We start from the raw sequence: 24053 nt of genomic DNA, 5'->3' as shown, positions 1-24053 counted from the left end.
GGCGGCCATGGGTGGGCAGCAGGGGTGGCACGGAGACCGGGAGCGCACCCGCCGCATCACGGAGGCCCTGCACAAGCTGACCGGCCGCCGGCCGCTGGTGGAGCGCGGCCGCAAGAAGGGCACCACCAAGGTCAGCGTGAAGGTCGCCGAACGCCCGGACAGCACCCAGACCTTGGCGCTGCTGCGGGTGCTGCGCCACGGCGACCGCTTCGGGCACAACCGCACCGCCCGCTGGGAGCACGTCTGGGTCGAGGTCGCCGAACCACTCCCCACGCCCGAGGTCAGCCCGTCCGACGGCTGAACCAGGCCTGCGAGGGAGGACGGCGCAACAGCCGGTCCACGTGCGCGCGTTGCAGGCCCTGCGCCGGGTCGATCGGCATCAGCAGCCGGTCCGCGCGCAGTAGGCTGCGGCGCACCAGCCGCGCCGGGATGCAGTCGTCCACCCAGGCGAACGGGCGGCCCTGGGCGTAGCGCAGCAGCGGCGCCCACTTGAACGCCGAGAACAGCTCCATCAGCGGCACCTGCGGATCGCCCGGCTGCGGCACGTAGCCGGTGAACTTCACCACCGGGAGCTCGGGCAGGCCCAGCAGCGGCGCGATGTACTCATTGGCCTGGAACTCCCAGGTGGTCGCCCACACCAGCTCGTAGCGGTCGGCCAGTTCGCGCAGCCACTCGCCGTGGCGTGGTGACAGCAGCACCGAATAACCCAGCAGCGTATGGGAGTCGAAGTCGTCCTCGGGGTAGGGGAACACCGGGTTCAGCACCCCGTCGACGTCAAGGTACAGCAGCGGTTTGCCCATGCGGGTCCCTTCCCCGGGTCAAGGCCAGTTATCGGGACTGGACGAGATCCTGGCCCCGGGGGTTGCAGACCGGGCCCGGTGTCACCCGGACGTGGCTGGCTCCGGCTGCGGGGCCCGGCCGCGCGCCTCGGGCACCGTGCGCTCCAACTGCCGTACCTCCGGCACCAGCAGCACCGCCGCGGCCAGGCCCAGGCAGGTCAACGCGCAGGCCCACAGCGCACCGGACTGGCCCAGCAGGTTCGCCACCGGGCCGGCCAGCGCGGTGCCCGCCGGCATCAACGCGAAGGAACCGAAGGCGTCGTACGCGGAGATCCGCGACAGCAGCTCCTCCGGAATCTCCTGACGGAGCGCCACCAGCCAGCCCACCACGAACACCGTGACGCCGGCACCCGACAGGAACATCGCCACCACGACGGGCACCAGCGGCAGACCGAGCGCCAACGCCAGCGCGGGCAGGCCGAACAGGAACACCCCGCCGTTGCCGACCAGCAGCACCCGGCGCGGTTGCCAGCGGGCCATCAGCACCGCGCTCGCCACCATGCCGACACTGAGCGCGGCCATCGCGGTGCCCCATGCACCGGCGCCGCCCATCCGCCGATCGGCGATCACCGGCCCGTACACCGTCTCCACGGCGAGCACGCAGGCGTTCATCAGGGAGAACTGCACGACGATCGCCCACAGCCAGCGGCGCGAGACGAACTCCCGCCAGCCGACCCGCAGTTCGTGCACCAGGCTGGGCCCCGTCCCGCGCTTCCCGCCGACCTGCTTCAGACCGGAGCGCATCAGCGCCGCCACCGCGAAACAGAGCGCGTCCGCCGCCAGCACCCAGCCAGGGCCGGCCACCGCGGCCAGCATGCCGCCGAGCGCGGCGCCCGCGATCTGCGCGCCGTTGACGCCCATCTTGAACACCGAGATCGCCTTCGACGCGTGCTCGGCCGGCACCGCCTGAAGGATCACCCCCTCCGCCGCCGGGGTGTAGAACGCCTGCCCCGCGCCACCCGCCGCCGACAGCACCAGCAACGCCCACAGCGGCGGATGCCCGATCAGCACCAGCGCCGCCAGCACCGCCTGCGAGAGCGCGTTGAACACATTGGCGCTCACCATCACCACGTGCCGCGGCCACCGGTCGGCCACCGCCCCGCCGAGCAGCATCAGCACCACCAGCGGCACCGTCCGCGCCGCCGTCACATACCCCACCTCGGTGGTGTGCCAGCCCGCGCCCAGCACGGCGAACGCGGTGGCGATCGGCGCGGCGGCATTGCCCAGCCCGCTCACCACCGTGGCGGCGGTCTGGATCCGATAGTTTCGGCCGGCCCACGCCGGAAAACTGATGCGCACGGCCAGACGATGGACCGCCAACCCCGGCCCTGTCCAACGAATTTCAGGGCGACCAGTGCGCCGCGAGCAGCCCCAGCAGCACCTCGTCGACGAACCGCCCCGACACCCAGGCGGCCCCGCGCAGCGTCCCCTCGACGCGGAACCCGGCCCGCTCGGCGGCGCCGATCATCGCCGCGTTGTCCGCCAGTGTGTCCACCTGCAGGCGGTGCAGGCCGCGCACCCCGAAGCCGTACCGGCACAGCACCCGCACCACGTCCGTCCCCAGGCCGCGCCCGCGGGCCGGAACGGCGACGCCTCGACGGGCAGCGGCCGTCAGGACCATCCGTCCGTCCGGACGCGCATGCAGGACGGCGACATCGCCCTCGTGCCGGGCCCGCAGCAGGATCTTCTCCCCGATCAGCATCCCCCAGAGCTACCACCGGCCGCACCGTTCGGACCAGCGGGTTTCCGTCAGCCGAGGTGCGCCCGGAGGAAGGTGAGGGTGCGGCGCCAGGCGATGGCGGCCTGGAGGGGGTCGTAGCTGCTGGGGGTCTTCTCGTCGTTCATGAAGGCGTGGCCGGCCGGGTAGAAGTGGATCTCGGGGCGGCGGCCGGTGGCCTCGCCGATCCGGATGGCGGCCTCGTCGACCACCGCGACGGGCAGCGAGGCGTCCTGTTCGCCGAAGTGGCCGAGGACGTGGGCGGTCAGGCCGCGGTAGTCGTAGTCGAGGTCGCCGGGCAGGCCGTAGAACGGGACGACGGCGGCGACCCGGTCGCCCTCGTGGGCGGCCAGGCGCAGGGCGAGGCCGCCGCCCATGCAGAAGCCGACCACGCCGATCGCGTCGCCGACCGAGGACGGGTGGGCGAGCAGGTGGGAGACGGCCGCGGCGAGTTCCTCCGCGACCCGGGCGGGAGGCAGTTCGTGCTTCATCCGGGCGGCGGTCTCCCGGTCGTGGGTGACGGTGCCGCCGTACAGGTCGGGGGCGAGCGCGAGGAAGCCCTCGGCGGCCAGCCGGTCGGTGAGTTCGGCGATGTGCCGGGTCAGCCCCCACCATTCCTGGATCACCAGGACTCCGGGGCCGACCCCGGCGGGCGGCACCGCCAGGTAGCCGTGCACGGTCCGGCCGGAGCGGCCGGTGAAGCTGACGTTCTGGCGAGCAGCGCCCATGGCTCTCCGTCAAGGTGGCCGCGCGCGGCAGCTCGCGGCGGCGGGCAGGAAGTCTCGTCTGGCACTCTAGGCCCCAACTCGCTTCCCCTGGCGGCACACTGAGGGCGTGTCAGAGGGAGTTCAGCCCATCTCTTCCAGCGCTTTGCCCTTGGTCTCCTTGATGCAGAAGGCCACGAACGGGATCGACAACAGGGCGAAGCAGGCGTAGATCACGTACGTCGCGGACAGGTTCCAGTCCGAGAGGTCGGGGAAGGTGACGGTGATCGCCCAGTTGGCGATCCACTGTGCGGACGCGGCGACCGACAGGGCCAGTGCCCGGATCGCGTTCGGGAACATCTCACCGAGCAGCACCCACACCACCACGCCCCAGGAGAACGCGAAGCAGAATACGAACACGTGCGCGGCGACCAGTGCGACCGTCGCGTACGTGTTCTCCAGGGTGGCCGTGCTGCCGGTGCCGTGCCGGTAGGAGAACGCCCAGGCGGCCAGTCCGAGCGAGAGCGCCATGCCGGTGGAGCCGGCCAGCGCCAGCGGCTTGCGGCCGATCCGGTCGACCAGCGCCATCGCGACCACCGTGCCGATGACGTTGACGATCGAGGTGGACAGCGAGATCAGCAGCGAGTTGGACTCGTTGATGCCGACCGACTGCCACAGGAACGACGAGTAGTAGAAGATCACGTTGATGCCGACGAACTGCTGGAACACCGAGGCGCCGATGCCGACCCAGACGATCGGCAGCAGCCCGAAGCGCCCGCCCAGCAGGTCCTTCAGCCGGGGCTTGCGGCGGGTTTCCAGCACCCGCCGGATCTCCGCCACCCGGGCGTCCAGGTCTACGCCCGCGCCCTCCACCTCCACCAGCACCTTGCGGGCCTGCTCCTCGCGCCGGTCGGCGATCAGATAGCGCGGCGACTCGGGGATGGCCAGCGCCATCAGCCCGTACACCAGGGCGGGCACCGCCTCCACGCCGAGCATCCACTGCCAGGCCTGGATGCCCGCCAGGTGGTTGGTGGACTCGCCTCCCGCGGCCTGGTTGAGCGCCCAGTTGGCGAGCTGCGAGACGGTGATGCCGAGCACGATCGCCATCTGCTGGAACGAGGCCAGCCGGCCCCGGTACGCGGTCGGCGCGACCTCCGCGATGTAGGTCGGGGCGATCACCGAGGCGATGCCGATCGCGATACCGCCGAGCACGCGCCACATCGCCAGCACCTGGATGCTGGGCGGGAACATCGACCCGATGCCGCTGATCGCGAACAGCGTGGCGGCCAGCAGCATGGTCCGCACCCGGCCCATGTGGTCGGCCAGCCACCCCGCGACCACCGCACCGGCCGCCGAGCCCAGCAGCGCGATCGCCACCACGAACGCGGTCTCGCCGTTGCCGACGCCGAAGTGCTTCTGAATACCGGTGACCGCGCCGTTGATCACCGCACTGTCGTAGCCGAACAGGAAGCCGCCCATCGCGGCGGCAGCGGAGATGAACACGACATGGCCGAGGTGCTCGTCCCGGACGGCGGAGGAGTGGGTAGCCAGTGCTCTTCTCCCTACGTGACGATCCGTCCGGTGAGGGGCGGACATATCCGGAGGTCATTCGACCAGCGGCCGCGCCGCCACGCGCTCCGACACGCCCGCAGTCGGCGAGCCGTCAGCCCGATGAACCGCCGAGCGCCGGGCGGCGGGTGCGCCGCCGCAGCAGCTGCGCCCGGGCTGCCGCGTCCTGCGGGTTGCCGGTCGCCGCGTACCGCTCGGCCAGCCGTTCGGCGATCTCCAGCTGGAGCTCCACCGGCTTCTTGTCGTCGTACTTGAACTTCGCCCGCACCCGGCGCACCGTCAGCCGCAGCCCGCGCACGCCGGTCAGCAGCGGCCCGTACGGCGCCGCCCCGACCGTCACCCGGTCCTCGGGCCACTCGGGCTGGAAGTGCGCCAGCTGCCGGTTGAGGATCTCCGCCTTGCCCGCCGGGTCGTCCACGATCTCGGCGGTGCAGGAGAACTGCACCGAGGCGTAGTAACTGGTCGGCGTGTACGGCGCGTCGCGCCAGCGGCCCGGCGCGAACGCGTAATCGTCGGTGACCGCGAGCGTCACGTGCGGGTCGGCCCGCACCGCCGCCAGCAGCGGGTTGGGGGCGGCCAGGTGCAGCAGGATCTCGCCCGCCCCGACGTCCAGCAGGAAATGCGTGGGCACCATGACGGGGCCCTCGGGCCCGTTGGCGGCCAGCGTGCCGAAGTCCCGCCCGGCGGCCAGCCACTGCTGCCACTCCGGCTCGGTGCCCCGGTCCCAACCGCGGATCAGCATGCCGGGCCCGCCAGGTAGCCGGGCAGCTCGGCGGTCGAGTGCGGGGAGGCCTCCGGCGCGCCGTACACGGGGGCGACAGGCACCACGCCCGCCCAGTACGGCAGGTCGAGGTCCTCCTCCTCGTCGATCACGTCGCCGGTGCGGGTCTTCGCCGACACCTGGTCCAGCTCCAGCCGGATCACCGCCGTGGCCGCCAGCTCCTTAGGGTTGCCCGGCCGGCAGTCCGCGGCGCGGCCCGGCACGGCCTGCTCGACTATCGCGTCCAGCGCCACCCGCAGCTCCTCGGGGTCGGTGACCTGGTGCGCGGTGCCGTGGGCCACCACCGAGCGGTAGTTGACGGAGTGGTTGAACGCCGACTTCGCCAGCACCAGGCCGTCCAGGTGCGTCACCGTCACGCACACCGCGAGGCCCTGCTCGCCGCGCGCGCCGCGCAGCGGGCGGCTGCCGGTCGAGCCGTGGATGTACAGCCGCTCGCCGACCCGCGCGTACAGCGTGGGCAGCACCACCGGCGCGCCGTCCCGGACGAAGCCCAGGTGGCACAGGTATCCGGCGTCCAGGATCGCGTGCACCGCGTCCCGGTCCCAGTCGGCCTGCTCCCGGTCCCGGGTGGGGGTGGTGAGATCGTTGCGGGTGTACGTGTCCTTCGGCGCGTCCGACATGACAGTCCCTCTGTACTAGTGCATAATTCCGTTTGTGCTAGGAGAGTATCGGATCACGGGTCGGCGGGCCAGCGAGATCGCCGCCGATATCGAACGCGCCGTCGCCGACGGGCAGTTGGAGCCCGGAACCGCCCTGCCACCACTGCGCGACCTGGCCGCGGAGCTCGGCGTCAACCCCAACACGGTCGCCGCCGCCTACCGCCTGCTGCGCGAACGCGGCGTCATCGAGACCGCCGGCCGACGCGGCAGCCGGATCCGTCCCCGCCCCGCCACCACCCCCCGCGACGAGGCCCGGCTGCCCGTCCCGCCCGGCGCCCGCGACCTGTCGGCCGGCAACCCCGACCCCACGCTGCTGCCCCCGCTCGGTCCCGCCCTCGCCGCCGCCGCGGCCGGCCCCACCGTCCTGTACGGCCACCCCGTCGCCGAACCCGAACTCCTCGACGGCTTCCGCGCCGAGTTCCGCGCAGACGGCGCCCCCGAGGGCGAACTCGCCGTCTGCTCCGGCGCGTTGGACACCATCGGCCGCGTCCTGGCCGCCACCCTGCGCACCGGCGACACCGTCGCCGTCGAGGACCCGGGCTGGGGCAGCGTCCTCGACCTCCTCCCCGCCCTCGGCCTGCGCACCGCGCCCGTCCCGCTCGACGACGAAGGCCCGCTCCCGGAGGCCGTCGCCGCCGCCCTCGACGCCGGCGCCCGCGCCCTGATCGTCACCAGCCGCGCCCAGAACCCCACCGGTGCCGCCCTCACCCCCGCCCGCGCCGCCGCGCTGCGCACCGTCCTCGCCGCCCGCCCGCGCACCGTGCTGATCGAGGACGACCACGGCCACGGCATGGTCGACCAGCCCTTCCGGTCGCTCGCCGCCGACGGCCACGGCGGCACCACCGTCACCCACTGGGCGCTGGTGCGCTCCGCCGCCAAGGCCCTCGGCCCCGACCTGCGGGTCGCCGTCCTCACCGGCGACGCCGACACCGTCGCCCGGGTCCTCGGCCGCCAGCGCCTGGACAGCGGCTGGGTCAGTCACCTGCTGCAACGCGCCGTCGTCGAACTGCGCCGCACCGACGCCGCGCCCGCCGCCGCGATCGCCGCCGCCTACCGGGCCCGGCGCGAGGCGCTGCTCACCGCACTCGCCGCGCACGGCGTGCGGGCCCACGGCGAGAGCGGCGTCAACGTCTGGGTGCCCGTGCCCGACGAGACCGCCGTCGCCGCCGCCCTGCTGCACCGCGGCTGGGTGGTCGCCCCCGGCTCCCGCTTCCGCCTCGCCTCCCCGCCCGCGATCCGGATCGGCATCGGCACCCTCCACCCCACCGAGGCCCCCGTCCTGGCCGCCGCCGTCGCCGCCGCCCTGCACGGCCCCGCCCACGGCTCCCGGGTCACCTGAGACGCACCGGGGTGACCGTCCCCTGTGAGCACGCCGAGCTGTACCCGTACGTCCTGTGACGAGGCCCCCGCCCCGTGCGGGCGGGGGACGGGCGGGCGGGGCGTCAGCCCTTGGCCAGCAGGGACTGGGCGTGTTCGCGGACCTGGTCGCGGGAGAGGTAGGCGTCGGTGTACTCGAAGTCGCGCAGGCGGGCGGGCTGGCGGGCCAGGAAGCCGGTGCGGACGAAGTCGTCGCCGGCGGTGGCGTTCAGCAGCCAGTTCGCGCTGGTGCGGTACTTCGCGCTGTTGGTGCGCATGGCCATCACGTGGTAGCTGCGTGCCACCAACTGGGCGGGCAGGCCGTGCAGTTCGACGCCCAGCGGCTTGGACACCGCGTCCTTGCCGCCGAGGTCGACCACCAGGCCCAGGTCCTTGTGGAAGTACGGCTGCAGCGGCTGGTTGCGCAGCGCCGCCACCAGGTTGTCCGCGAGCTGCCGGCCCTGGCGCGCCGAGTGCTGGGCGGTCGGCGGGCACACCGCGCCGTCGCCCTTGGCGAGGTCCGGTACCGCGGCGGCGTCGCCGAGCGCGAACACGCCCTCGAACTGCGGCACCCGCATCTCCGCCGTCACCGCCAGGCGCCCGCGCACCGTCTCCGCGTCCAGGGTGCCGATCAGCGGCGACGCGGCCACGCCCGCCGTCCAGATCAGCGTCCGGCACGGCAGCGTGCGGCCGTCGGTGAACTTGACCGTCTCCGCGCCCACTTCCGCGACCGACACGCCCAGCGAGACGTCCACGCCGCGCTTGCTGAGGATCTCCATCGCGGTCCGGCCGAGCTTGTCGCCCAGCTCCGGCATCAACTTCGGTGCGATGTCGATCAGATGCCACTTGATCAGGTCCGGGTCCAGCCGCGGGTAGCGCTTGATGGCCGCCGTGGTCAGCCGCTGAAGGCAGGCCGCCGTCTCGGTGCCCGCGTACCCGCCGCCGACCACCACGAACTGCAGCCGCGAGGCCCGCTCCTTCTCGTCCATCGACGCGGAGGCCAGGTCGAGTTGGGCGATCACGTGGTCGCGGATGTAGGTCGCCTCGGCGAGCGTCTTCATGCCGCGCGCGTAGTCCGGCAGGCCCGGGATGTCGAAGGTGCGGGTGACGCTGCCCGGCGCCAGCACCAGGTAGTCGTACTTCTCCGCCACCACCTCGTCGGTGATCTTGCGGACCACCGCGACCCTGGAGCGCGGATCGATGCCGATCGCCCCGCCCGGCACTATGTGGGTGCGCCGCAGCGAGCGCCGCAGCGAGACCGCCACCGACTGCGGGGTCAGCACCCCGGCCGCGACATGCGGCAGCAGCGGCAGGTACAGCTGGTAACTGAACGGCGTGACCAGCGAGATCTCCGCCTCGGAAGGGGCGAGCTTGCGCTCCAGACGACGCGCGCACTCCAGCCCGGCGAAGCCGCCGCCGACGATCAGGATCCGAGGTCGTTCCATCGTTCATCCCCTACGTTTGCGGGTCCGTGACTGACTAAGGACGACTGTTGGCCACATTCGCACGGGCCCACGGCGGGTGCATCTCCAACCGGCCGCGGCCGCTGCCCGGCCCGAGCCGCCGGTGAGGGCCGCTAGGCTGTCGGGATGCTCTCCGAGGTGACGGCCGTCCGCTACGCGACGCCGCTGCGCGAAGGCGGTTCGATGCCCGGCCTGATCGAGGCCGACGACCGCCGGATGTACGTGCTGAAATGGGTCGGCGCGGCCCAGGGCCGCAAGGCGCTGGTCGCCGAGGTGCTGGCCGGTGAACTGGGCCGCGGGCTCGGCCTGCCGGTGCCCGAACTCGCCCTGATCGACCTCGACCCGGTGCTCGCCCGCAGCGAGCCCGAGGTGCAGATCCAGGACCAGATGCGGGCCAGCGGCGGCACCAACCTCGGCATGGCGTACGTGTCCGGGGCGCTCAACTTCGACCCGCTGTGCTTCGAGACCGACACCGACACCGCCGCCCGGGTGCTCTGGTTCGACGCCCTGATCGGCAACGTCGACCGGTCCTGGCGCAACCCCAACCTGCTGGTCGCCACCGGCGGCCTGCGGCTCATCGACCACGGCGCCAGCCTGATCTTCCACCACAGCTGGTCGCGCGCCGACGCCTGGCGCCGCAAGCCCTACGACGCCTCCGACCACGCCCTGCGGCACGCCGCCGGCCACCTGCCCCAGGTAGACGCCGAACTCGCCGCCCTCGCCGAGGCCGCGCTGCCCGCCGCCGTCGCCGCGATCCCCGACGTGTGGCTCACCGACGAGCCCGGCTTCGACACCCCCGAGGCCGTCCGCGCCGCCTACCGTGCGCAGCTCACCGCCCGCCTCGCCGGGCCCCGCGACTGGCTCCCGGAGGTGGACGCCTGATGGATCAGCACCCCAAGGACTACGAGTACGCGCTGATCCGCGCCGTCCCCCGGGTCGAGCGCGGCGAGTGCGTCAACATCGGCGTCCTGCTGTACTGCCGGGACTCCGGCTACCTCGGCGCCCGCACCCACCTCGACCAGGGCCGGCTGCTGGCCCTCGACGCCGTCGCCGACGTGGCCGGCGTGCGGCGCGCGCTGCGCGGCATCCAAGCGGTCTGCGAGGGCGGCGAAGCCGCCGGGCCGGCCGCCGCCGACAGCCCCGGACAGCGCTTCCGCTGGCTCACCGCCCCGCGCAGCGCCGTCGTCCAGCCCGGCCCCGTGCACACCGGCCTGACCGCCGATCCGGACGCGGAACTCCACCACCTGTTCGACCGTCTGGTGCTGTGAGACCCATCCACCACCGCGACCGGCCAACTGCTTGCCTCACTCAATACTTGAGGCACTGAAACGATGGGCGTACCCTGACCGCCATGGGCAGCACCACAGGCACCGGCACCGCCGCACCCACCACCACCGAACTCATGGAACAGGTCGCGGCCGTCGGCGCCGCCTACTTCCAGGACTTCGCCGCCGCCGCGGCCCGCCACGGCCTGAACTCCTCGCAGGCCAAAGCACTCAAAGCCGTCCTCGAACCCGTCCCCATGCGCGCCCTCGCCGGACGCCTCGGCTGCGACGCCTCCAACGTCACCGGCATCGTCGACCGCCTCGAAGCACTCGGCCTGGCCCGCCGCGAAGCCGCCGCCGCCGACCGCCGCGTCAAGATCGTCACCATCACCGAGGACGGCCGCGCCGTCCTCGACCGGATCCGCGACGACATGACCCGCGCCCGCCAGGCCTTCGACAGCCTCGACGACGGACAACGCACCGCCCTGTCCCGGCTCTGCCAACAGGTCCTGCCGCTGCTGCGCCCCTGACTGTCCGTCGCATGACCTACGCTCAGCCGATGCACCAGGCGAACGGATGGACCTCCACCGGGCTGCGCTGGCAGGACGGCGCACCCCGCCTCACCGCCACCGACGGCCGCACCAGCCACACCCGGCCGCTCACCGACGGCCTCCCCGTCGCCTGGCGGATCGCCGGCCCCCGCCGCTGCACCGGCGCCGCCACCGCCCGCGGCCACCGCCCCTGCCCGCACCACGCGCACCTCGAACCCGACGGCACCACCACCCAGTGCCCCACCTGCCAGAACGCCGACCGCGGCCTGCAACTCGCCCGCGACCGCATCCTCGACGACGGCCGCACCTACCGCCTCTACCTCGCCTGGTTCGGCCCCGGGCTGCTCAAGGTCGGCCTCACCGCCGAAGAACGCGGCACCGTCCGCCTGCTCGAACAGGCCGCCCTCACCTGGACGTTCCTCGCCCACGGCCCGCTGCCCGCCGTCCGCCGCGCCGAACTCACCGTCGCCCACGCCAAACTGGCCCGCGAACGGATCCCCGCCGCCGCCAAGTACCCCGCCTGGTGGACGCTGCCCACCCCCGCCGACCGGCACGCCGAACTCACCGCCGGCCGCACCCGCGCCCACCAACTCCTCGCAGGGCACCCGCTCACGCTGCTGCCCGACCACCCCGTCACCGACCAGGTCGAGCTCTACGGCCTCACCGCGGGCGCCCCCGAGCAGTACCAGCAGGTCAAAGCACTGAGCGACGGCGCCCGCCTGACCGGACGACTGCGCCGCCCGATCGGCGGCCACCTCTTCCTCGACCCGCCGGCCGGACCCCCGCTGCTCCTCGACACCCGCCTGCTCACCGGCTGGACCCTGCACGCCGAGGCCGCCGACACCTGCGACGGCCTCACCCTGCTGCCCCGGGCCCGCCCCGCCGCCGAGCAGGACACGCTGTTCTGACCGGTCGTCAGGCCTTCCTGCGGGCCTCCTGCTTGCCCCGGGCACCGACCGCCGCCAGCGACATGTCCTGCGCCTGCGACTTCAGGTTCTTGTAGCCGTACCCCCGGTCCGTCAGCCACAGCTCCGCCGCCGTCTCCGCGCGTACCGACGCCGCCACGATGTCCTCCTCCGCCTCCCCGTACTCCAGGAACCGGAAGGTGAAGAACGGGCGCGCCGACAGGTCGTACGTCAGATGCCCCTCGTCGGTGAACTTCGCCTGCAGCACGTCGTGTTCGGCCGCCGCGGCGGTCAGTTCGGCGTGCTGCTCGGGCGTGAGGGCGTCGAAGGAACCGCGCACCATGATCCGGAACGTACGAGTCGTCATGGCGGGACCCTAGCCCGTTCCGGCTGTCCCGATCACCCCATTTTCGGCGACCCTGTCCGTTCGGGCTCCGTCCGCTCGGGCCCCGTCCGCTCGATGGCCGCCCGCAGCGGCTCCGGCAGCGGGCCGTGGTGGGCGACGGTCAGCCGCCGGGTGGCCCGGGTCAGCGCCACGTACAGGTCGTGGCCGCCGCGCGGGGACTGCGCCAGGATCGCCGCCGGGTCGGCCACCACCACCGCGTCGAACTCAAGTCCCTTGCACTGCACGGCAGTCAGCGCCCCCAGGTGCGCCAGCTCGGCCAGCCGCCGGTCCGGCACCACCAGGCCCGTGGTGCCCGGCCCGTCCTGGGCCAGCAGGGCCGGCAGCTGCGCCGGGTAGTCCGTGACGACGACCGCCCGCGGCGCTTCCCCCTCCGCCCGCACCGACTCCGGGGCCCGCGCCGCCGGATCGACCGCCGCCAGCACCGCCGCGGCCACCGCCATGATCGGCGCCGGCGTGCGGTAGTTGACGCTCAACCGTTCCTCCCGCCAGCGGGTGCCCAGGTAGCGGCCCAGCATCTCCTGCCAGTCCTGCGCGCCCGCCGCCGAAGAGGTCTGCGCCAGATCGCCGACCACCGTCAGCGAACGGGTCGGAATCCGCCGCATCACCATCCGCCAGGCCAGCGCCGACAACTCCTGCGCCTCGTCCACCACCACATGCCCGAACGTCCACTCCCGGTCCGCCGCGGCCCGCTCCGCCGTCGAGCGGTACGGCCCCGCGCCGGCGTGCCGGTCCGCCAGCGCGGCCGCGTCCAACTCGCCCTCCTGGTCGGTCACTTGGAGCACCCCTCGGGCGTACGCCTCGGCATTCGCCCGGGCCCGGCGCCCTTCGGCGGCGGCCCGGCGCTGCTCCGCGCCGTCGCTGCCGAGCAGTTCGGCGGCCTCGTCCAGCAACGGGACGTCCTCCACCGTCCACGGCGCACCGGGTGCGCGGTGCAGGGCGGCGCGTTCGGCGGGGGAGAGGGACGGGGCCAGGCGCTCCGGGTCGGCGAGCAGCGACTCGACCAGCCGGTGCGGCGTCAGCAGCGGCCACAGTGCGTCCAGGGCGGCCCGGACCGCCGGCTCGGCCCACAGTTCGCCGGGCGCGTACCGGGCCTCCTCCTCGTCCCACGGGCGGCCGATCGCGTCCGCGCGGGCGCGGGCCAGGCCGCGCAGGGCGGTGCGCAGGAACTCGGCGCGGGCCGCGTTGTGCGGCAGCCGCAGGCCGCGGGCGCGCTCCCGGGCCACGGCCAGCAGCCGGTGGGGGAGCGGCAGGTCGAGTGCCTCGATCAGGCCGTCCCCGGCGGGCAGCCGCTGGTGCAGGCGCACCGCCTCCGCGAGGACGTCCGCCATCCTCGGCGAACCCTTCAGGAAAGCGGTTTCCGGTTGGTCCGCGTCAACCGCGCGCACGCCCGGGAACAGTTCGCCGAGGGTGCGCAGCAGCACCTCCGTCTCGCCCAGCGAGGGCAGCACCTCCTCGATGTAGTGCAGGAACGCCCGGTTCGGGCCGATCACCAGCACGCCGCGCCGCTCCAGCACCTCCCGGTGGGTGTACAGCAGGTACGCGGCCCGGTGCAGCGCGGCCACCGTCTTGCCGGTGCCGGGCCCGCCGTGCACCACCACCGTGCCGTGCAGCCCCGAGCGGATCACCCGGTCCTGTTCGGCCTGGATGGTCGCCACCACCTCGCGCATCCGCCCCGTCCGGGCCCGGCGCAGTTCGGCCAGCAGCGCCGCCTCGCCGACCAGGGTGCGCCGGCCGTCGGCGCCCAGCGCGTCCAGGTCGAACGCCTCGTCGTCCAGACCGACCACCTCCCGCCGGCGGGTGCGCAGGTGGCGGCGGCGCAGCAGGCCGGCCGGGTCGGCGGCGCTCGCCGTGTAGAACGGGCGGGCGGCCGGGGCCCGCCAGTCCAGCAGCAGTGGTTCGAACTCCTCGTCCAGCAGGCCGATCCGGCCGAGGTGGCGGACCGTGCCGTCGCGGCCGTCGATCCGGCCGAAGCACAGGCCGCGCTCGACGGCCGTCAGCCGGGCCAGCCGGCGGGTGCGTTCGGCGAGCACCACCTCCCGCTCCAGCCGGGCCTGCTGGGTGCCGCCCGGCCCGGTGTGCTCGGCGCCGGCCTGCTCCAGGTCGGTGCGGGCCTGCTCGCGCAGGGTGTCCAGGCGGGCGTACAGCTCCGTCAACCGGCGCTGCTCGGTACGGAGTTCGGCCGCGAGGACGGCGTCGCTTGCCATCTGTTCGGTCAACGTGATATCCTAGCCCTGAGGAAGTTGTGAAGTGGCATGTGAAACTGGATGCAACCGGCCATGCTACCCGTCCGCCTGCCCGCCCGCACGGTGGATGCGCTGCACGAGCTCCTGACCTCGACTGTTAGGCTTGCGAAGCGTGAGCGCGAAGCCCAAGATCCCCAATGTCCTGGCCTCCCGGTACGCCTCGGCGACCCTGGCCCAGCTGTGGTCCCCCGAGCACAAGGTGGTCCTCGAGCGCCACCTGTGGCTGGCCGTCCTGAAGGCCCAGCAGGACCTCGGCATCGAGGTGCCGCCCACCGCGATCGCCGACTACGAGCGCGTCGTCGACCAGGTCGACCTGGCGTCCATCGCCGCCCGCGAGAAGGTCACCCGGCACGACGTGAAGGCCCGCATCGAGGAGTTCTCCGAACTCGCCGGGCACGAGCAGATCCACAAGGGCATGACCTCGCGCGACCTCACCGAGAACGTCGAGCAGCTGCAGATCCGCCAGTCGCTGGAGCACGTCCGCGACCGCACGGTGGCCGTCCTGGTCCGCCTCGGCCGGCTCTCCGCCCAGTACGGCGAGCTCGTGATGGCCGGCCGCTCGCACAACGTCGCCGCCCAGGCCACCACCCTCGGCAAGCGCTTCGCCACCGCCGCCGACGAGGTCCTGGTCGCCTTCGCCCGCCTGGAAGAGCTGATCGCCCGCTACCCGCTGCGCGGCGTCAAGGGCCCCGTCGGCACCTCGCAGGACATGCTCGACCTGCTGGGCGGCGACGCCGAGAAGCTGGCCGAGCTGGAGCGCCGGGTGGCCGGCCACCTCGGCTTCGACAACGTCTTCACCTCGGTCGGCCAGGTCTACCCGCGCTCGCTCGACTACGACGTGGTCTCCACCCTGGTCCAGCTCTCCGCCGGCCCGTCCAGCATCGCCAAGACGATCCGCCTGATGGCCGGCCACGAGCTGGTCACCGAGGGCTTCAAGGCCGGCCAGGTCGGCTCCTCGGCGATGCCGCACAAGATGAACACCCGCTCCTGCGAGCGCGTCAACGGCCTCGCCGTCATCCTGCGCGGCTACGCCTCGATGACCGCCGAGCTCGGCGGCGACCAGTGGAACGAGGGCGACGTCTCCTGCTCCGTGGTCCGCCGGGTCGCGCTGCCGGACGCGTTCTTCGCCTTCGACGGCCTGCTGGAGACCTTCCTCACCGTCCTCGACGAGTTCGGCGCCTTCCCCGCCGTCATCGAGGCCGAACTCGACCGCTACTTGCCGTTCCTGGCCACCACCAAGGTCCTGATGGCGGCCGTCCGGGCCGGTGTCGGCCGGGAGACCGCGCACGAGGTCATCAAGGAGCACGCCGTCGCCGCCGCGCTGGCGATGCGCGAGGGCGCCCGCGAGAACACCCTCGTCCCGGCGCTCGCCGCCGACGCCCGGATCCCGCTCGACCGCGAGGCGATCGACGCCCTGCTGGCCGACCGCCTCTCCTTCACCGGCGCCGCCGCCGCCCAGGTCGGCGAACTCGTCCGCCGCATCGAGGCCGTCGCCGCCGCCCACCCCGAGGCCGCCACGTACGCGCCGGGCGACATTCTCTGACGCTCCGCCCCCTTCGCGAAGCCCCGGAAGGCCCTGCACCCGCAGGAGCTCTCCGGGGCTTCCGTGCATGCGACGACCGGGCGGCACGCCGCTGAACAGGCCCGCGCACGTCGAACGTGAGTCAGGCGTGAGCGGGGGCTGCGAGCGTAGGGTCTGCCGGCGCCGGTTGGCGCGGGCAGGCAGAGAAAGAGGAGTTCATGAGGGCACGAATGGCGAAGACCGGAGCGGCTGCGCTGCTGCTCGCCGGCGGCCTCACGCTGGTGACGGCCTCGCCCAGCGCGGCCTACACGGGACGGGCGACGTACTACCCCGTGGGTCTCGGCGCCTGCGGCGTGACGTCCGCACCGGGCGACCTGGTGGTGGCACTGAGCCCCACCGAGTACGGCAACGGATACTCGACGCCGCACTGCTTCCAGTCGGTCTGGATCCAGCACGGAGGGACGTCGATCGTCGCGACCGTCGTCGACCGCGGGCCCGCCGGCATGCCGCTGCACGACCTCGATCTGTCGCGCGGGGCTTTCCTGGCGCTCGGCGGTGACCCCAACGGCGGTCCCATCGACGTCAGCTGGGGGTACGTCGACAACTCACCGGGCCCGGGAGCGACGACGACGCCTCCGGCGCCGGGACCCAGCGGCACGAGCATGCCGGCCCCCAGCGGCACCACGAAGGCGCCCACGCCCACCGGGACACCGGTCACGCAGAAGCCCGCGCCCACCGGGGTACCGATCAAACCTCCCGCGCCGGTCTACCCCGCACCGACGACGACGGCGCCGCAGCAGCCGACCGGGGCGCCCACCCCCGGCCCGACGGGGCCCCACACGATGCCGATTCCCACCGTGACCGCCGTCCTGAAGTAACGGCCTCGGGAGACGCGCCCTCAGGCCTCCTCGCTGTTCGGATGGATCGGCGGGGAGGTCGGGGCGCAGTACCAGTCGCAGTCCGGTTCGGCGATCGGGTGAGGCGGGGTGAGGGCGTCCGCGCGGATGGTGGCGAAGGCCAGCAGGGCACCGGCGGCGAGCAGGCCGGCGCAGATCAGCATCGCGGTACGGAAAGCGCTGTCCACCTCCGCCGGGATCCGGTACGCCTCGCCGCTCAGGCCCGCCAACGGCGGGATCGCGGCGACGGCGAACAGACCCGCGGCGCGCGCGGCCGCGTTGTTCACCCCCGACGCGATGCCCGCGCGACGCACATCCACCGCGGCGAGGACGGTCGCCGTCAGCGGCGCCACCAGCAGCGTCATACCCGCGCCCTGGACGGTCACCGCGGGCAGCACGTCCAGCCAGTAGTTCGCGTCCGGGCCGATCCGCAGCATCAGCAGCACCCCCGCCGCCACCAGCAACGGCCCCGCCGTCAGCGGCAACCGGGGCCCGACCGCGCGGCCGAACTGCCCCGCCCGCCCCGAGAACAGCAGCATCAGCACCGTGATCGGGACCAGTGCCACCCCCGACAGCAGCGGCGTGAACCCGGCGACGATCTGCAACTGCACCGTCAACAGCAGGAACACCCCGCTGAACGCCGCGTACACGCACAACGTGACCAGATTGACCGCCGTGAACAGCCGGGACCGGAACAGCGACAGCGGCAGCATCGGATTCGGCGAACGGTGCTCGACGAAGATGAACGCGGCGGTCAGCACGACACCCGCCAGCCCCGCGACGACCGCCCCCGGGGTCAGGCCGGAACCCGCCTCCGTCAGCGCATATGTGATCCCCGCCAGGGCGAGCGCCGCGAGCAGCGCACCCAGCACGTCGAACCGGCCCTCCTCGTCCGGGTCGCGGCTCTCCGGGACATGACGCGCCGTCACCGCCACCAGGACAGCCGCCAGCGGCACATTGAGCAGGAAGATCCACCGCCAGCCCGGGCCGTCCACCAGCCAGCCGCCGAGAAACGGCCCGACCGCCGCCGCGACGCCACCGAAACCCGACCACGCGCCCACCGCACCCGCCCGGTCGTCCTCGTGGAACACCGCCTGAAGGATCGCCAGCGAACCCGGCGTCAGCAACGCCCCGCCGATGCCCTGAAGCGCCCGGGCCAGGATCAGCACCTCGACGGTCGGCGCCGCGGCGCACCCCGCAGAGGCCAGCGCGAACCAGCACACCCCGATCAGGAACACCCGGCGGCGGCCGTAGCGGTCACCGAGCGAACCGCCCAGCAGGATCAGCGCGGCGAGAGTCAGCATGTAGGCGTTGATCGTCCACTGCAACGAGGCGAGACTCGCCCCCAAGTCCTCGCCGATCCGTGGCAACGCGACATTCACCACCGTGCCGTCCAGCAACGCCATCCCGGACCCGAGCGCCGTCGCCGCGACGACCCACCGCCCACGCCCCGTCCCCAGCCGAATCCCGCCGGCCACACCCGCCGCATCGCTCACGCAACGAATCCTCCGTCAGAACCCGCCCCCGACACCACCCCGCTACGCCCTCCGGGCGGCAGCGCGACGCGGGCGGCCGGGGAGGTTGAGGTTGCCCTGCGGGCGGCTGGGGGCGGAGGAGGAGAGAGTGCCCTGCGGTGCGATGGGGACGGTGGGCTCGGTAGGGGTGGCCGGGGGTGATGGTCCGTGGGTGGCTGGAGGGGAGGAGGGGAGTGCTTTGCGGGCGGCTGAGGAGGGAGGGGTGAGGTGGCCTCCGGGCCGCCGACCGGGAGGACGGGAGGGGCGGGCGGTGCTGCGGGGAGTTGCCCTGCGGGCGGCTGGGGCGGCTGGGGCGGTTCGGGTGGCTGCGGCGGTTCGGGTGGCTGGGGCGGGGTGTCCTTCGGGGCGTCGGTGCGGAGGATGGGAGGGGCGGGGGGAGTTGCCCTGCGGGCGGCTCGGGCGGCTCGCGCAGGGTGGCCTCCGGGGTGTCAGTGCGGAGCCTGGGAGGGCGGGTGGTGCTGTGGGGGAGTTGCCCTGCGGGCCGCTGGGGTGGCTGGGGCGGCTCGGGCAGGATGGCCTCCAGGGTGTCGACGGGGAGGACGGGAGGGGCGGGCGGTGCTGCGGGGAGTTGCCCTGCGGGCGGCTGGGGCGGCTCTCGGGCAGGGTGGCCTCCGGGGGTGTCGGTGCGGAGCCCGGGAGGGGCGGGTGGTGCTGCGGGGAGTTGCCCTGCGGGTGGCTCGGGTGGCTTGGGTGGCTTGGGTGGCTCGGGTGGCTCGGGTGGCTCGGGTGGGGGGCGGTTGGGCGAGCGGGAGTGTTGCGCAGGCGGTCGGGACCGGTATGTGGGGCGGATGCACGTTCGGGTGGCGGGGCCCGTGTGCGGGTGTCGGTCGGCGGGCGCGCGGAGAGCGGTGCCCCAGCAGTCGGCAGCGGCGTGCCGGGGGCGGCACGGGGCGAAGCGGACGGGACCGGCCTGTGGCTCGGTGGCGCGGAGCTCCCGGGAGACGGCCCCGGCCGCCCGCAGGCAGCGGGGCCCGCGGTGGGCCCAGGCTGCTTTTCCCGTGTTGCGGCCCGGCGTGCCGCCCGCAGGGCGACTGTTGGGCGGTGGGGTGCCGGGTGGGTGGGTGGGCGGGTGGGCGGGCAGGGCGAGGTCAGGAAAGGAGCGCGGCGCGGCGCCAGTGGCGGGTGGTGGCCGGGGTGATGATGCCGAGGTCGGTGAAGAAGTCGAGGGCCTTGCGCGACCAGTCGATGCGAGCCTGGCGCCAGTGCGGGTTGGTGGCGGCGGCGCGGCGGGCCTCGGTGGGGTCGAGGCCGGCGAGGGTGTAGACGCGGGGGTGGACGATCTCGGCGACGGACTGGCGGGCCAGGGTCGCGAGGGCGCGGCGGAAGAGGACGCGGCGGGCGGGGTGCATTCGGGCCCAGCGGCGTTCGAGTTCCGGCTTGGCGTAGCCGATGTGCCGGGCTTCCTCGACGACGTGTATCCGGGCGACCGAGCGGGCCAGCGGCTGCAGGCTATCGTCGCGGATCATCTCCCGCTGCATCGCGTCCGTGAACTCCTCCACGAAGATCGCCCCGGCGAAGGTCATCGTGGTGTCGTTGAGTAGGAAGTGCAGCCGCCCGAGCCGGTCCGCGCGCTTGGTGGGGCGGGCGGACGGGTAGCCGGTGGCGGTGATGTAGCGGGCGAACATGGTGGAGTGCCGGCACTCGTCCGCGACCTCGGTCAGCGCGTACTGGGCGTGCCCGGTGGTGAGGTCGTTCGCGTAGACGTGTCGGATCAGGCCCTCCATCAGGACCAGTTCGAACCAGATGCCGGCCGCCGTGGTGGAGGCGAACTGATGGACGCTCAGCTGCGCCCGCTGCCGTTCGTCGAGGCGTTCCCAGAGCGGGGTGCCGTACAGGGCGACGCGGTGGGCGGGCAGCGCGTACAGGTCGGGGTCGACGGGGGCGGTCCAGTCGATCTCGGTGAGCGGGTCGAAGGAGTGCTTGGCGGAGGCGCGCAGCAGGCGGGCGGCGTTGAGTTCGCGGTCGGCGTTGCGCTGCTGGGCGATCGTCCCGGTGGGGGCTGCGGTGTCGGGCATGGGCGGGCTCCGGAGGTGGCGGGGGCAGGGGCTCCAGGAGGAGTAAACCAATGAGACAGAGTGTCAACAAGGGTTTGGCGCAGATCACCGGCCCCGCAGTCGTTCGGCCCGCGCCCCACGGCCGTCCGGCTGCGGCCCGCATGCGACCCCCTGCGGCCCCGCGCAGACTGGCCGCATGGATCCGGTCACCGCCCTGGAACGCATCGCCTTCCTGCTGGAGCGTGAACTTGCCTCCCCGTACCGGGTCAAGGCGTTCCGCACCGCCGCCGAAGCCGCCACTCGGCTGCCCGCGGGGCCGGTCGACGTCGCCACCGCCGAACGCCTCCCGGGCGTCGGACCCGTCACCGCCCGGGTGATCGCCGACGCCACGGCGGGCCGCACCCCGCAGTACCTGCTGGAGGCCGAGGCCCGGGCCGCCGCCGGGACCGCGCCGTCCACCGCCGCGCTCCGGCTGCGCGAGAAGCTCCAGGGGGACTGTCACCTGCACTCGGACTGGTCCGACGGCGGCGCCCCGATCGAACTGATGGCGCGCACCGCCCGCGGCCTCGGGCACCGCTGGGCCGTGCTCACCGACCACTCGCCGCGCCTGACGGTCGCGGGCGGCCTGAGCGCGGAGCGGCTGCGCGAACAGCTCGACGTGATCGAGGATCTGAACGGCCGGCTCACCCCGTTCCGGCTGCTCACCGGCATCGAGTGCGACATCCTCGACGACGGCTCGCTCGACCAGGACGAGGAACTGCTCGGCCGGCTGGACGTGGTGGTCGCCTCGGTGCACTCCAAGCTGCGGATGGACCGCGCCGCGATGACCCGCCGTATGCTCTCCGCCGTCCGCAACCCGCTGGTCGACGTGCTCGGCCACTGCACCGGGCGGCGACTGGGCGGAAAGCCGCGCCCGCAGTCCGAGTTCGACGCGGAGGCGGTCTTCACCGCCTGCCGGGAGCACGACACCGCCGTCGAGATCAACTGCCGCCCCGACCGCCAGGATCCGCCCGACGACCTGCTCACCCTCGCCACCGACCTCGGCTGCCTGTTCTCCATCGACACCGACGCGCACGCCCCCGGCCAGCTCGACTGGCAGATCACCGGCTGCGAACGCGCCGCCGCGCTGGGCCTGGACGCCGAGCGGATCATCACCGCCTGGTCGGTCGATCACCTACTGGCCTGGACCGCAGCGGGGTGATCGCATTCACGGTGATCACAATCGCGGTGATCACATTGTCGGAGTGCGGCGCTACGCTGCTCGGATGAATGATCATCAGCTTCAGGCGGCGACCGACAGTAGGATCCGGCCGCTGGCCTTCCATGCCGCGCCCGGCACGGAGGACTGGCGGGTCCTGGGCGAGGGGGCGTGCACGTTCTTCCGCACCGCGTCCTTCGCCGACGGGACCCGGCTGGTGGCCGCCATCGCCACCGCAGTGGACGGCCTCGGCGCGCCGGACGTGGACCTGCGTCCCGAGGGCGTCACCGTCCGCCTGATCGCGGCAGGCGAGGACTACTACGGGCTGACGGAGCACCACATCGAGCTGGCCCGCCGGATCTCCGCCGCCGCCCGCGAACTCGGCGCCGCCGCCGAGCCGCACGCCGTGCAGACCGTGCAGGTCACCGTGGACGCCCTGGACATGCCCACCGTGGTCGCCTTCTGGCGGGCCGTGCTCGGCTACCGCGACCGGGCCGGGAGCCCCGAGGACCTGATCGACCCGGCCCGCCGCAGCGCGCCGTTCTACTTCCAGCAGATGGACGAGCCCCGGCCGCAGCGCAACCGGCTGCACGTGGACGTGTGGGTGCCGTACGACGTCGCGGAGCAGCGGGTCGCCGCCGCGCTCGCCGCCGGCGGGCGCCTGGTGACGGACGAGCACGCCCCCGGCCTCTGGGTGCTGGCCGACCCCGAGGGCAACGAGGTCTGCGTCGGCGCGGCCGGCGCGGCGGGCTGACGCCGGCCCGGGTCAGGCTGTCCGGGTCAGGCTGTCCGGGTCAGGCTGTCCGGATCAGGCGGTTGCGGAGGCTCTCCAGGGTCTCGTCCTTGAGCCCGAGGCCGGCCCGGGCGTAGCTCTCCGGGTCGCCCCAGTGGTCGGTGAGGGTGTCCAGGGAGGCGGCCAGGTACTCGGTGCGGACCGAGAGGATCGCGTCGGCGATCTCCGGGTCGCCGCCCCCGGCGAGGAAACGTTCCAGCAAGGGGGCGTACCGGACGTGCACCGCCGGATCGACGGACAGGTACTCGGTGCGCACGGTCTCCTCGTCCGCGCCGAGCAGCAGCAGGATCAAGGTGGCGGCCCAGCCGGTGCGGTCCTTGCCCGCCGTGCAGTGGAACAGCACCGGGCCGCCGCCCTGGTGCGCGAGGGCGGTGAGCAGCTGCTTGTAGGCGTGCCGGGCGGCGGCGGAGGTGACGAAGGCGCGGTAGTCCTCGCGCAGGGCGAGCGCGGCGCGGCCGCCGCGGAGGGTGCGGTTGGCGGTGGCCGGGTCGGCGAGCGCGGCCGTCAGCGCGGTGGCCACGCCGTTGCCCGCCCGGTCGGCGAGCACGTCCGCGACCAGCAGGTGCGCCCCGCCGGGCACCCGGTCCGGGTAGGCGGCGCGTTCGGCGCCGCTGCGCAGATCGATCACGGTGCGCACGCCGAGCGCCTCGAACATCGGGTCACCGGTCGGGTCGAGCCGGTCCAACTGGCCGGAGCGCAAAGCCAGTCCGGAGCGCACCCGGGCGCCGCCGGGCAGGTCGATGCCGCCGAGATCGCGCAGGTTGGCGACGGTGGCGGAGTCAATGATGTGCGAGTGCTGCATGACGACCTCCCTGCCGGCGGACTTGCCAGCACGCTAGGCGCGCCCCGGGCGGGTCGCCCCCGGAGTACCCCCGGCCGGGCGGGATGCTGCACCGAGCGGCGGAGCGCACGCCGGGCGGTGCGCCGTGCTGCGCGCGCCCCATTGATTGACGGCGCGTCAGCGGGCAGGGTGGGCAGCGCGGGCCCCGCCGGGGTGGGCGGTGTGCCGAACGCGCGGAAGGAACGGGAGCCCCGAATGGCAGCGAAGATCCTGATCATCACCGGCGACGCCGCCGAGTCGCTGGAGGTGTTCTACCCCTACCAGCGGCTGCTGGAGGAGGGCTACGAGGTGCACATCGCCGCGCCCACCCGGAAGACCCTGCAGTTCGTGGTGCACGACTTCGTCGACGGCTTCGACACCTACACCGAGAAGGCCGGCTACACCTGGCCCGCCGACCTGGCGTTCGACGAGGTGGACCCGGCGCAGTACGTGGCGCTGGTGCTGCCCGGCGGCCGGGCGCCCGAGTACCTGCGCAACAACCCGGAGGTGCAGCGGATCGTCGCGCACTTCGTCGCCGACGACAAGCCGCTCGCGCAGATCTGCCACGGCCCGCTGATCACCCTGCGGACGGGTTCGATGGCCGGCCGCCGCACCGCCGCGTACCCGGCGCTGGAGCCGGACGTGGCCGCCGGCGGGGCGAGCTTCGTGGACGGGGACGCGGTGGTGGACGGCACAGTGGTCTCCGCCCGCGCCTGGCCGGACCACCCGGGCTGGATGCGCGCGTTCGTGGAGCTGCTGCGCGAGAAGGCCCCGGTCAACGAGTAGTCCGTCCGGAGCGCGGGGTGTCGCCTTGCCCGGAAGTCGCGGGCGGGCAAG

Annotated in this window: 24 protein-coding genes; 11 read left to right on the top strand and 13 right to left on the bottom strand. The window is 73.6% G+C overall.

Features of this window, described 5'->3' with window-relative positions:
* The first annotated feature begins 7 nt into the window (after nt 1–7).
* Entirely contained in the window at nt 8–301 is a 294-nt protein-coding gene (locus ACFV18_RS22270; RefSeq protein WP_380485777.1) for a hypothetical protein, read from the top strand.
* Here ACFV18_RS22270 and ACFV18_RS22265 read toward each other — a convergent pair.
* From ACFV18_RS22265 to ACFV18_RS22235, 7 genes are all read right to left on the bottom strand, one after another.
* Complete coding sequence (locus tag ACFV18_RS22265) at nt 282–800, bottom strand: HAD domain-containing protein (RefSeq protein WP_380485776.1); 519 nt, start codon at nt 798–800, stop codon at nt 282–284. The two genes, ACFV18_RS22270 and ACFV18_RS22265, sit on opposite strands and share 20 nt — an antisense overlap.
* A gap of 81 nt (nt 801–881) precedes the next feature.
* Nucleotides 882–2138: an MFS transporter gene (locus ACFV18_RS22260; protein ID WP_380485775.1), complete on the bottom strand. Its 1257-nt coding sequence runs from the start codon at nt 2136–2138 to the stop codon at nt 882–884.
* Between the two features lie 43 nt (nt 2139–2181).
* Nucleotides 2182–2541 carry a GNAT family N-acetyltransferase gene (locus tag ACFV18_RS22255; protein ID WP_380485773.1) on the bottom strand — a complete coding sequence of 120 codons (360 nt, stop codon included), beginning with the start codon at nt 2539–2541 and terminating at the stop codon, nt 2182–2184.
* 47 nt (nt 2542–2588) lie between these two features.
* The gene (locus ACFV18_RS22250) at nt 2589–3284 is read right to left on the bottom strand and encodes a dienelactone hydrolase family protein (RefSeq protein WP_380485771.1); all 696 of its coding nucleotides are present in this window, start codon (nt 3282–3284) and stop codon (nt 2589–2591) included.
* A 120-nt stretch (nt 3285–3404) separates the two neighbouring features.
* Nucleotides 3405–4856 carry a sugar porter family MFS transporter gene (locus tag ACFV18_RS22245; RefSeq protein WP_380485769.1) on the bottom strand — a complete coding sequence of 484 codons (1452 nt, stop codon included), beginning with the start codon at nt 4854–4856 and terminating at the stop codon, nt 3405–3407.
* 67 nt (nt 4857–4923) lie between these two features.
* Nucleotides 4924–5571 (bottom strand): FMN-binding negative transcriptional regulator, encoded by a 648-nt coding sequence (locus ACFV18_RS22240; protein WP_380485767.1) that lies wholly within the window; start codon nt 5569–5571, stop codon nt 4924–4926.
* Complete coding sequence (locus ACFV18_RS22235) at nt 5565–6230, bottom strand: pyridoxamine 5'-phosphate oxidase family protein (RefSeq protein WP_380485765.1); 666 nt, start codon at nt 6228–6230, stop codon at nt 5565–5567. Before ACFV18_RS22235 ends, ACFV18_RS22240 begins: the two co-directional genes overlap by 7 nt.
* Nucleotides 6231–6264: 34 nt before the next feature.
* Here ACFV18_RS22235 and ACFV18_RS22230 point away from each other — a divergent pair, with 34 nt between their 5' ends.
* Complete coding sequence (locus ACFV18_RS22230; RefSeq protein WP_380485763.1) at nt 6265–7608, top strand: aminotransferase class I/II-fold pyridoxal phosphate-dependent enzyme; 1344 nt, start codon at nt 6265–6267, stop codon at nt 7606–7608.
* A 103-nt stretch (nt 7609–7711) separates the two neighbouring features.
* On the opposite strand, the gene ACFV18_RS22225 is transcribed toward ACFV18_RS22230, so the two are convergent.
* Complete coding sequence (locus ACFV18_RS22225) at nt 7712–9070, bottom strand: NAD(P)/FAD-dependent oxidoreductase (protein ID WP_380485762.1); 1359 nt, start codon at nt 9068–9070, stop codon at nt 7712–7714.
* Between the two features lie 144 nt (nt 9071–9214).
* Here ACFV18_RS22225 and ACFV18_RS22220 point away from each other — a divergent pair, with 144 nt between their 5' ends.
* The 4 genes from ACFV18_RS22220 (at nt 9215) to ACFV18_RS22205 (ending at nt 11812) form a co-directional block, all read left to right on the top strand.
* Nucleotides 9215–9970: a HipA family kinase gene (locus ACFV18_RS22220; protein WP_380485760.1), complete on the top strand. Its 756-nt coding sequence runs from the start codon at nt 9215–9217 to the stop codon at nt 9968–9970.
* The gene (locus tag ACFV18_RS22215) at nt 9970–10356 is read left to right on the top strand and encodes a DUF3037 domain-containing protein (protein WP_380485758.1); all 387 of its coding nucleotides are present in this window, start codon (nt 9970–9972) and stop codon (nt 10354–10356) included. Before ACFV18_RS22220 ends, ACFV18_RS22215 begins: the two co-directional genes overlap by 1 nt.
* A gap of 83 nt (nt 10357–10439) precedes the next feature.
* Nucleotides 10440–10883: a MarR family winged helix-turn-helix transcriptional regulator gene (locus ACFV18_RS22210; RefSeq protein WP_380485756.1), complete on the top strand. Its 444-nt coding sequence runs from the start codon at nt 10440–10442 to the stop codon at nt 10881–10883.
* Between the two features lie 11 nt (nt 10884–10894).
* Nucleotides 10895–11812 (top strand): DUF2797 domain-containing protein, encoded by a 918-nt coding sequence (locus tag ACFV18_RS22205; RefSeq protein WP_380485754.1) that lies wholly within the window; start codon nt 10895–10897, stop codon nt 11810–11812.
* Nucleotides 11813–11819: 7 nt separating this feature from the next.
* Here ACFV18_RS22205 and ACFV18_RS22200 read toward each other — a convergent pair whose 3' ends face one another.
* Together ACFV18_RS22200 and ACFV18_RS22195 are read right to left on the bottom strand one after the other, a co-directional pair.
* Nucleotides 11820–12176, bottom strand: a complete 357-nt coding sequence (locus ACFV18_RS22200; protein WP_380485752.1) for a DUF6204 family protein — start codon at nt 12174–12176, stop codon at nt 11820–11822.
* A gap of 32 nt (nt 12177–12208) precedes the next feature.
* A complete protein-coding gene (locus tag ACFV18_RS22195; RefSeq protein ID WP_380485750.1) occupies nt 12209–14431 on the bottom strand; it encodes a HelD family protein in 2223 nt (740 codons plus the stop codon).
* A gap of 130 nt (nt 14432–14561) precedes the next feature.
* On the opposite strand from ACFV18_RS22195, the gene purB reads away from it, so the two are divergent.
* Nucleotides 14562–16001 carry an adenylosuccinate lyase gene (purB, locus tag ACFV18_RS22190; RefSeq protein WP_380485748.1) on the top strand — a complete coding sequence of 480 codons (1440 nt, stop codon included), beginning with the start codon at nt 14562–14564 and terminating at the stop codon, nt 15999–16001.
* 197 nt (nt 16002–16198) lie between these two features.
* Complete coding sequence (locus ACFV18_RS22185) at nt 16199–16858, top strand: hypothetical protein (RefSeq protein WP_380485746.1); 660 nt, start codon at nt 16199–16201, stop codon at nt 16856–16858.
* 20 nt (nt 16859–16878) lie between these two features.
* Here ACFV18_RS22185 and ACFV18_RS22180 read toward each other — a convergent pair whose 3' ends face one another.
* Entirely contained in the window at nt 16879–18372 is a 1494-nt protein-coding gene (locus ACFV18_RS22180; RefSeq protein ID WP_380485744.1) for an MFS transporter, read from the bottom strand.
* Nucleotides 18373–19499: 1127 nt separating this feature from the next.
* Complete coding sequence (locus ACFV18_RS22175) at nt 19500–20426, bottom strand: diiron oxygenase (protein WP_380485742.1); 927 nt, start codon at nt 20424–20426, stop codon at nt 19500–19502.
* Nucleotides 20427–20601: 175 nt separating this feature from the next.
* On the opposite strand from ACFV18_RS22175, the gene ACFV18_RS22170 reads away from it, so the two are divergent.
* Nucleotides 20602–21606 carry a PHP domain-containing protein gene (locus tag ACFV18_RS22170; RefSeq protein ID WP_380485740.1) on the top strand — a complete coding sequence of 335 codons (1005 nt, stop codon included), beginning with the start codon at nt 20602–20604 and terminating at the stop codon, nt 21604–21606.
* Nucleotides 21607–21670: 64 nt separating this feature from the next.
* Nucleotides 21671–22357 carry a VOC family protein gene (locus tag ACFV18_RS22165; protein ID WP_380485738.1) on the top strand — a complete coding sequence of 229 codons (687 nt, stop codon included), beginning with the start codon at nt 21671–21673 and terminating at the stop codon, nt 22355–22357.
* A 40-nt stretch (nt 22358–22397) separates the two neighbouring features.
* On the opposite strand, the gene ACFV18_RS22160 is transcribed toward ACFV18_RS22165, so the two are convergent.
* The gene (locus tag ACFV18_RS22160) at nt 22398–23198 is read right to left on the bottom strand and encodes a tyrosine-protein phosphatase (RefSeq protein ID WP_380485736.1); all 801 of its coding nucleotides are present in this window, start codon (nt 23196–23198) and stop codon (nt 22398–22400) included.
* 234 nt (nt 23199–23432) lie between these two features.
* Here ACFV18_RS22160 and ACFV18_RS22155 point away from each other — a divergent pair, with 234 nt between their 5' ends.
* Nucleotides 23433–24002 (top strand): DJ-1/PfpI family protein, encoded by a 570-nt coding sequence (locus ACFV18_RS22155; protein WP_380485734.1) that lies wholly within the window; start codon nt 23433–23435, stop codon nt 24000–24002.
* Nucleotides 24003–24053: the final 51 nt, after the last annotated feature.

It is taken from the genome of Kitasatospora sp. NPDC059673 (assembly GCF_042734215.1).
Taxonomy (GTDB): domain Bacteria; phylum Actinomycetota; class Actinomycetes; order Streptomycetales; family Streptomycetaceae; genus Kitasatospora.
Note: the sequence above shows the minus strand (reverse complement) of the source record. Positions and strands in the feature narration are given on the sequence as shown.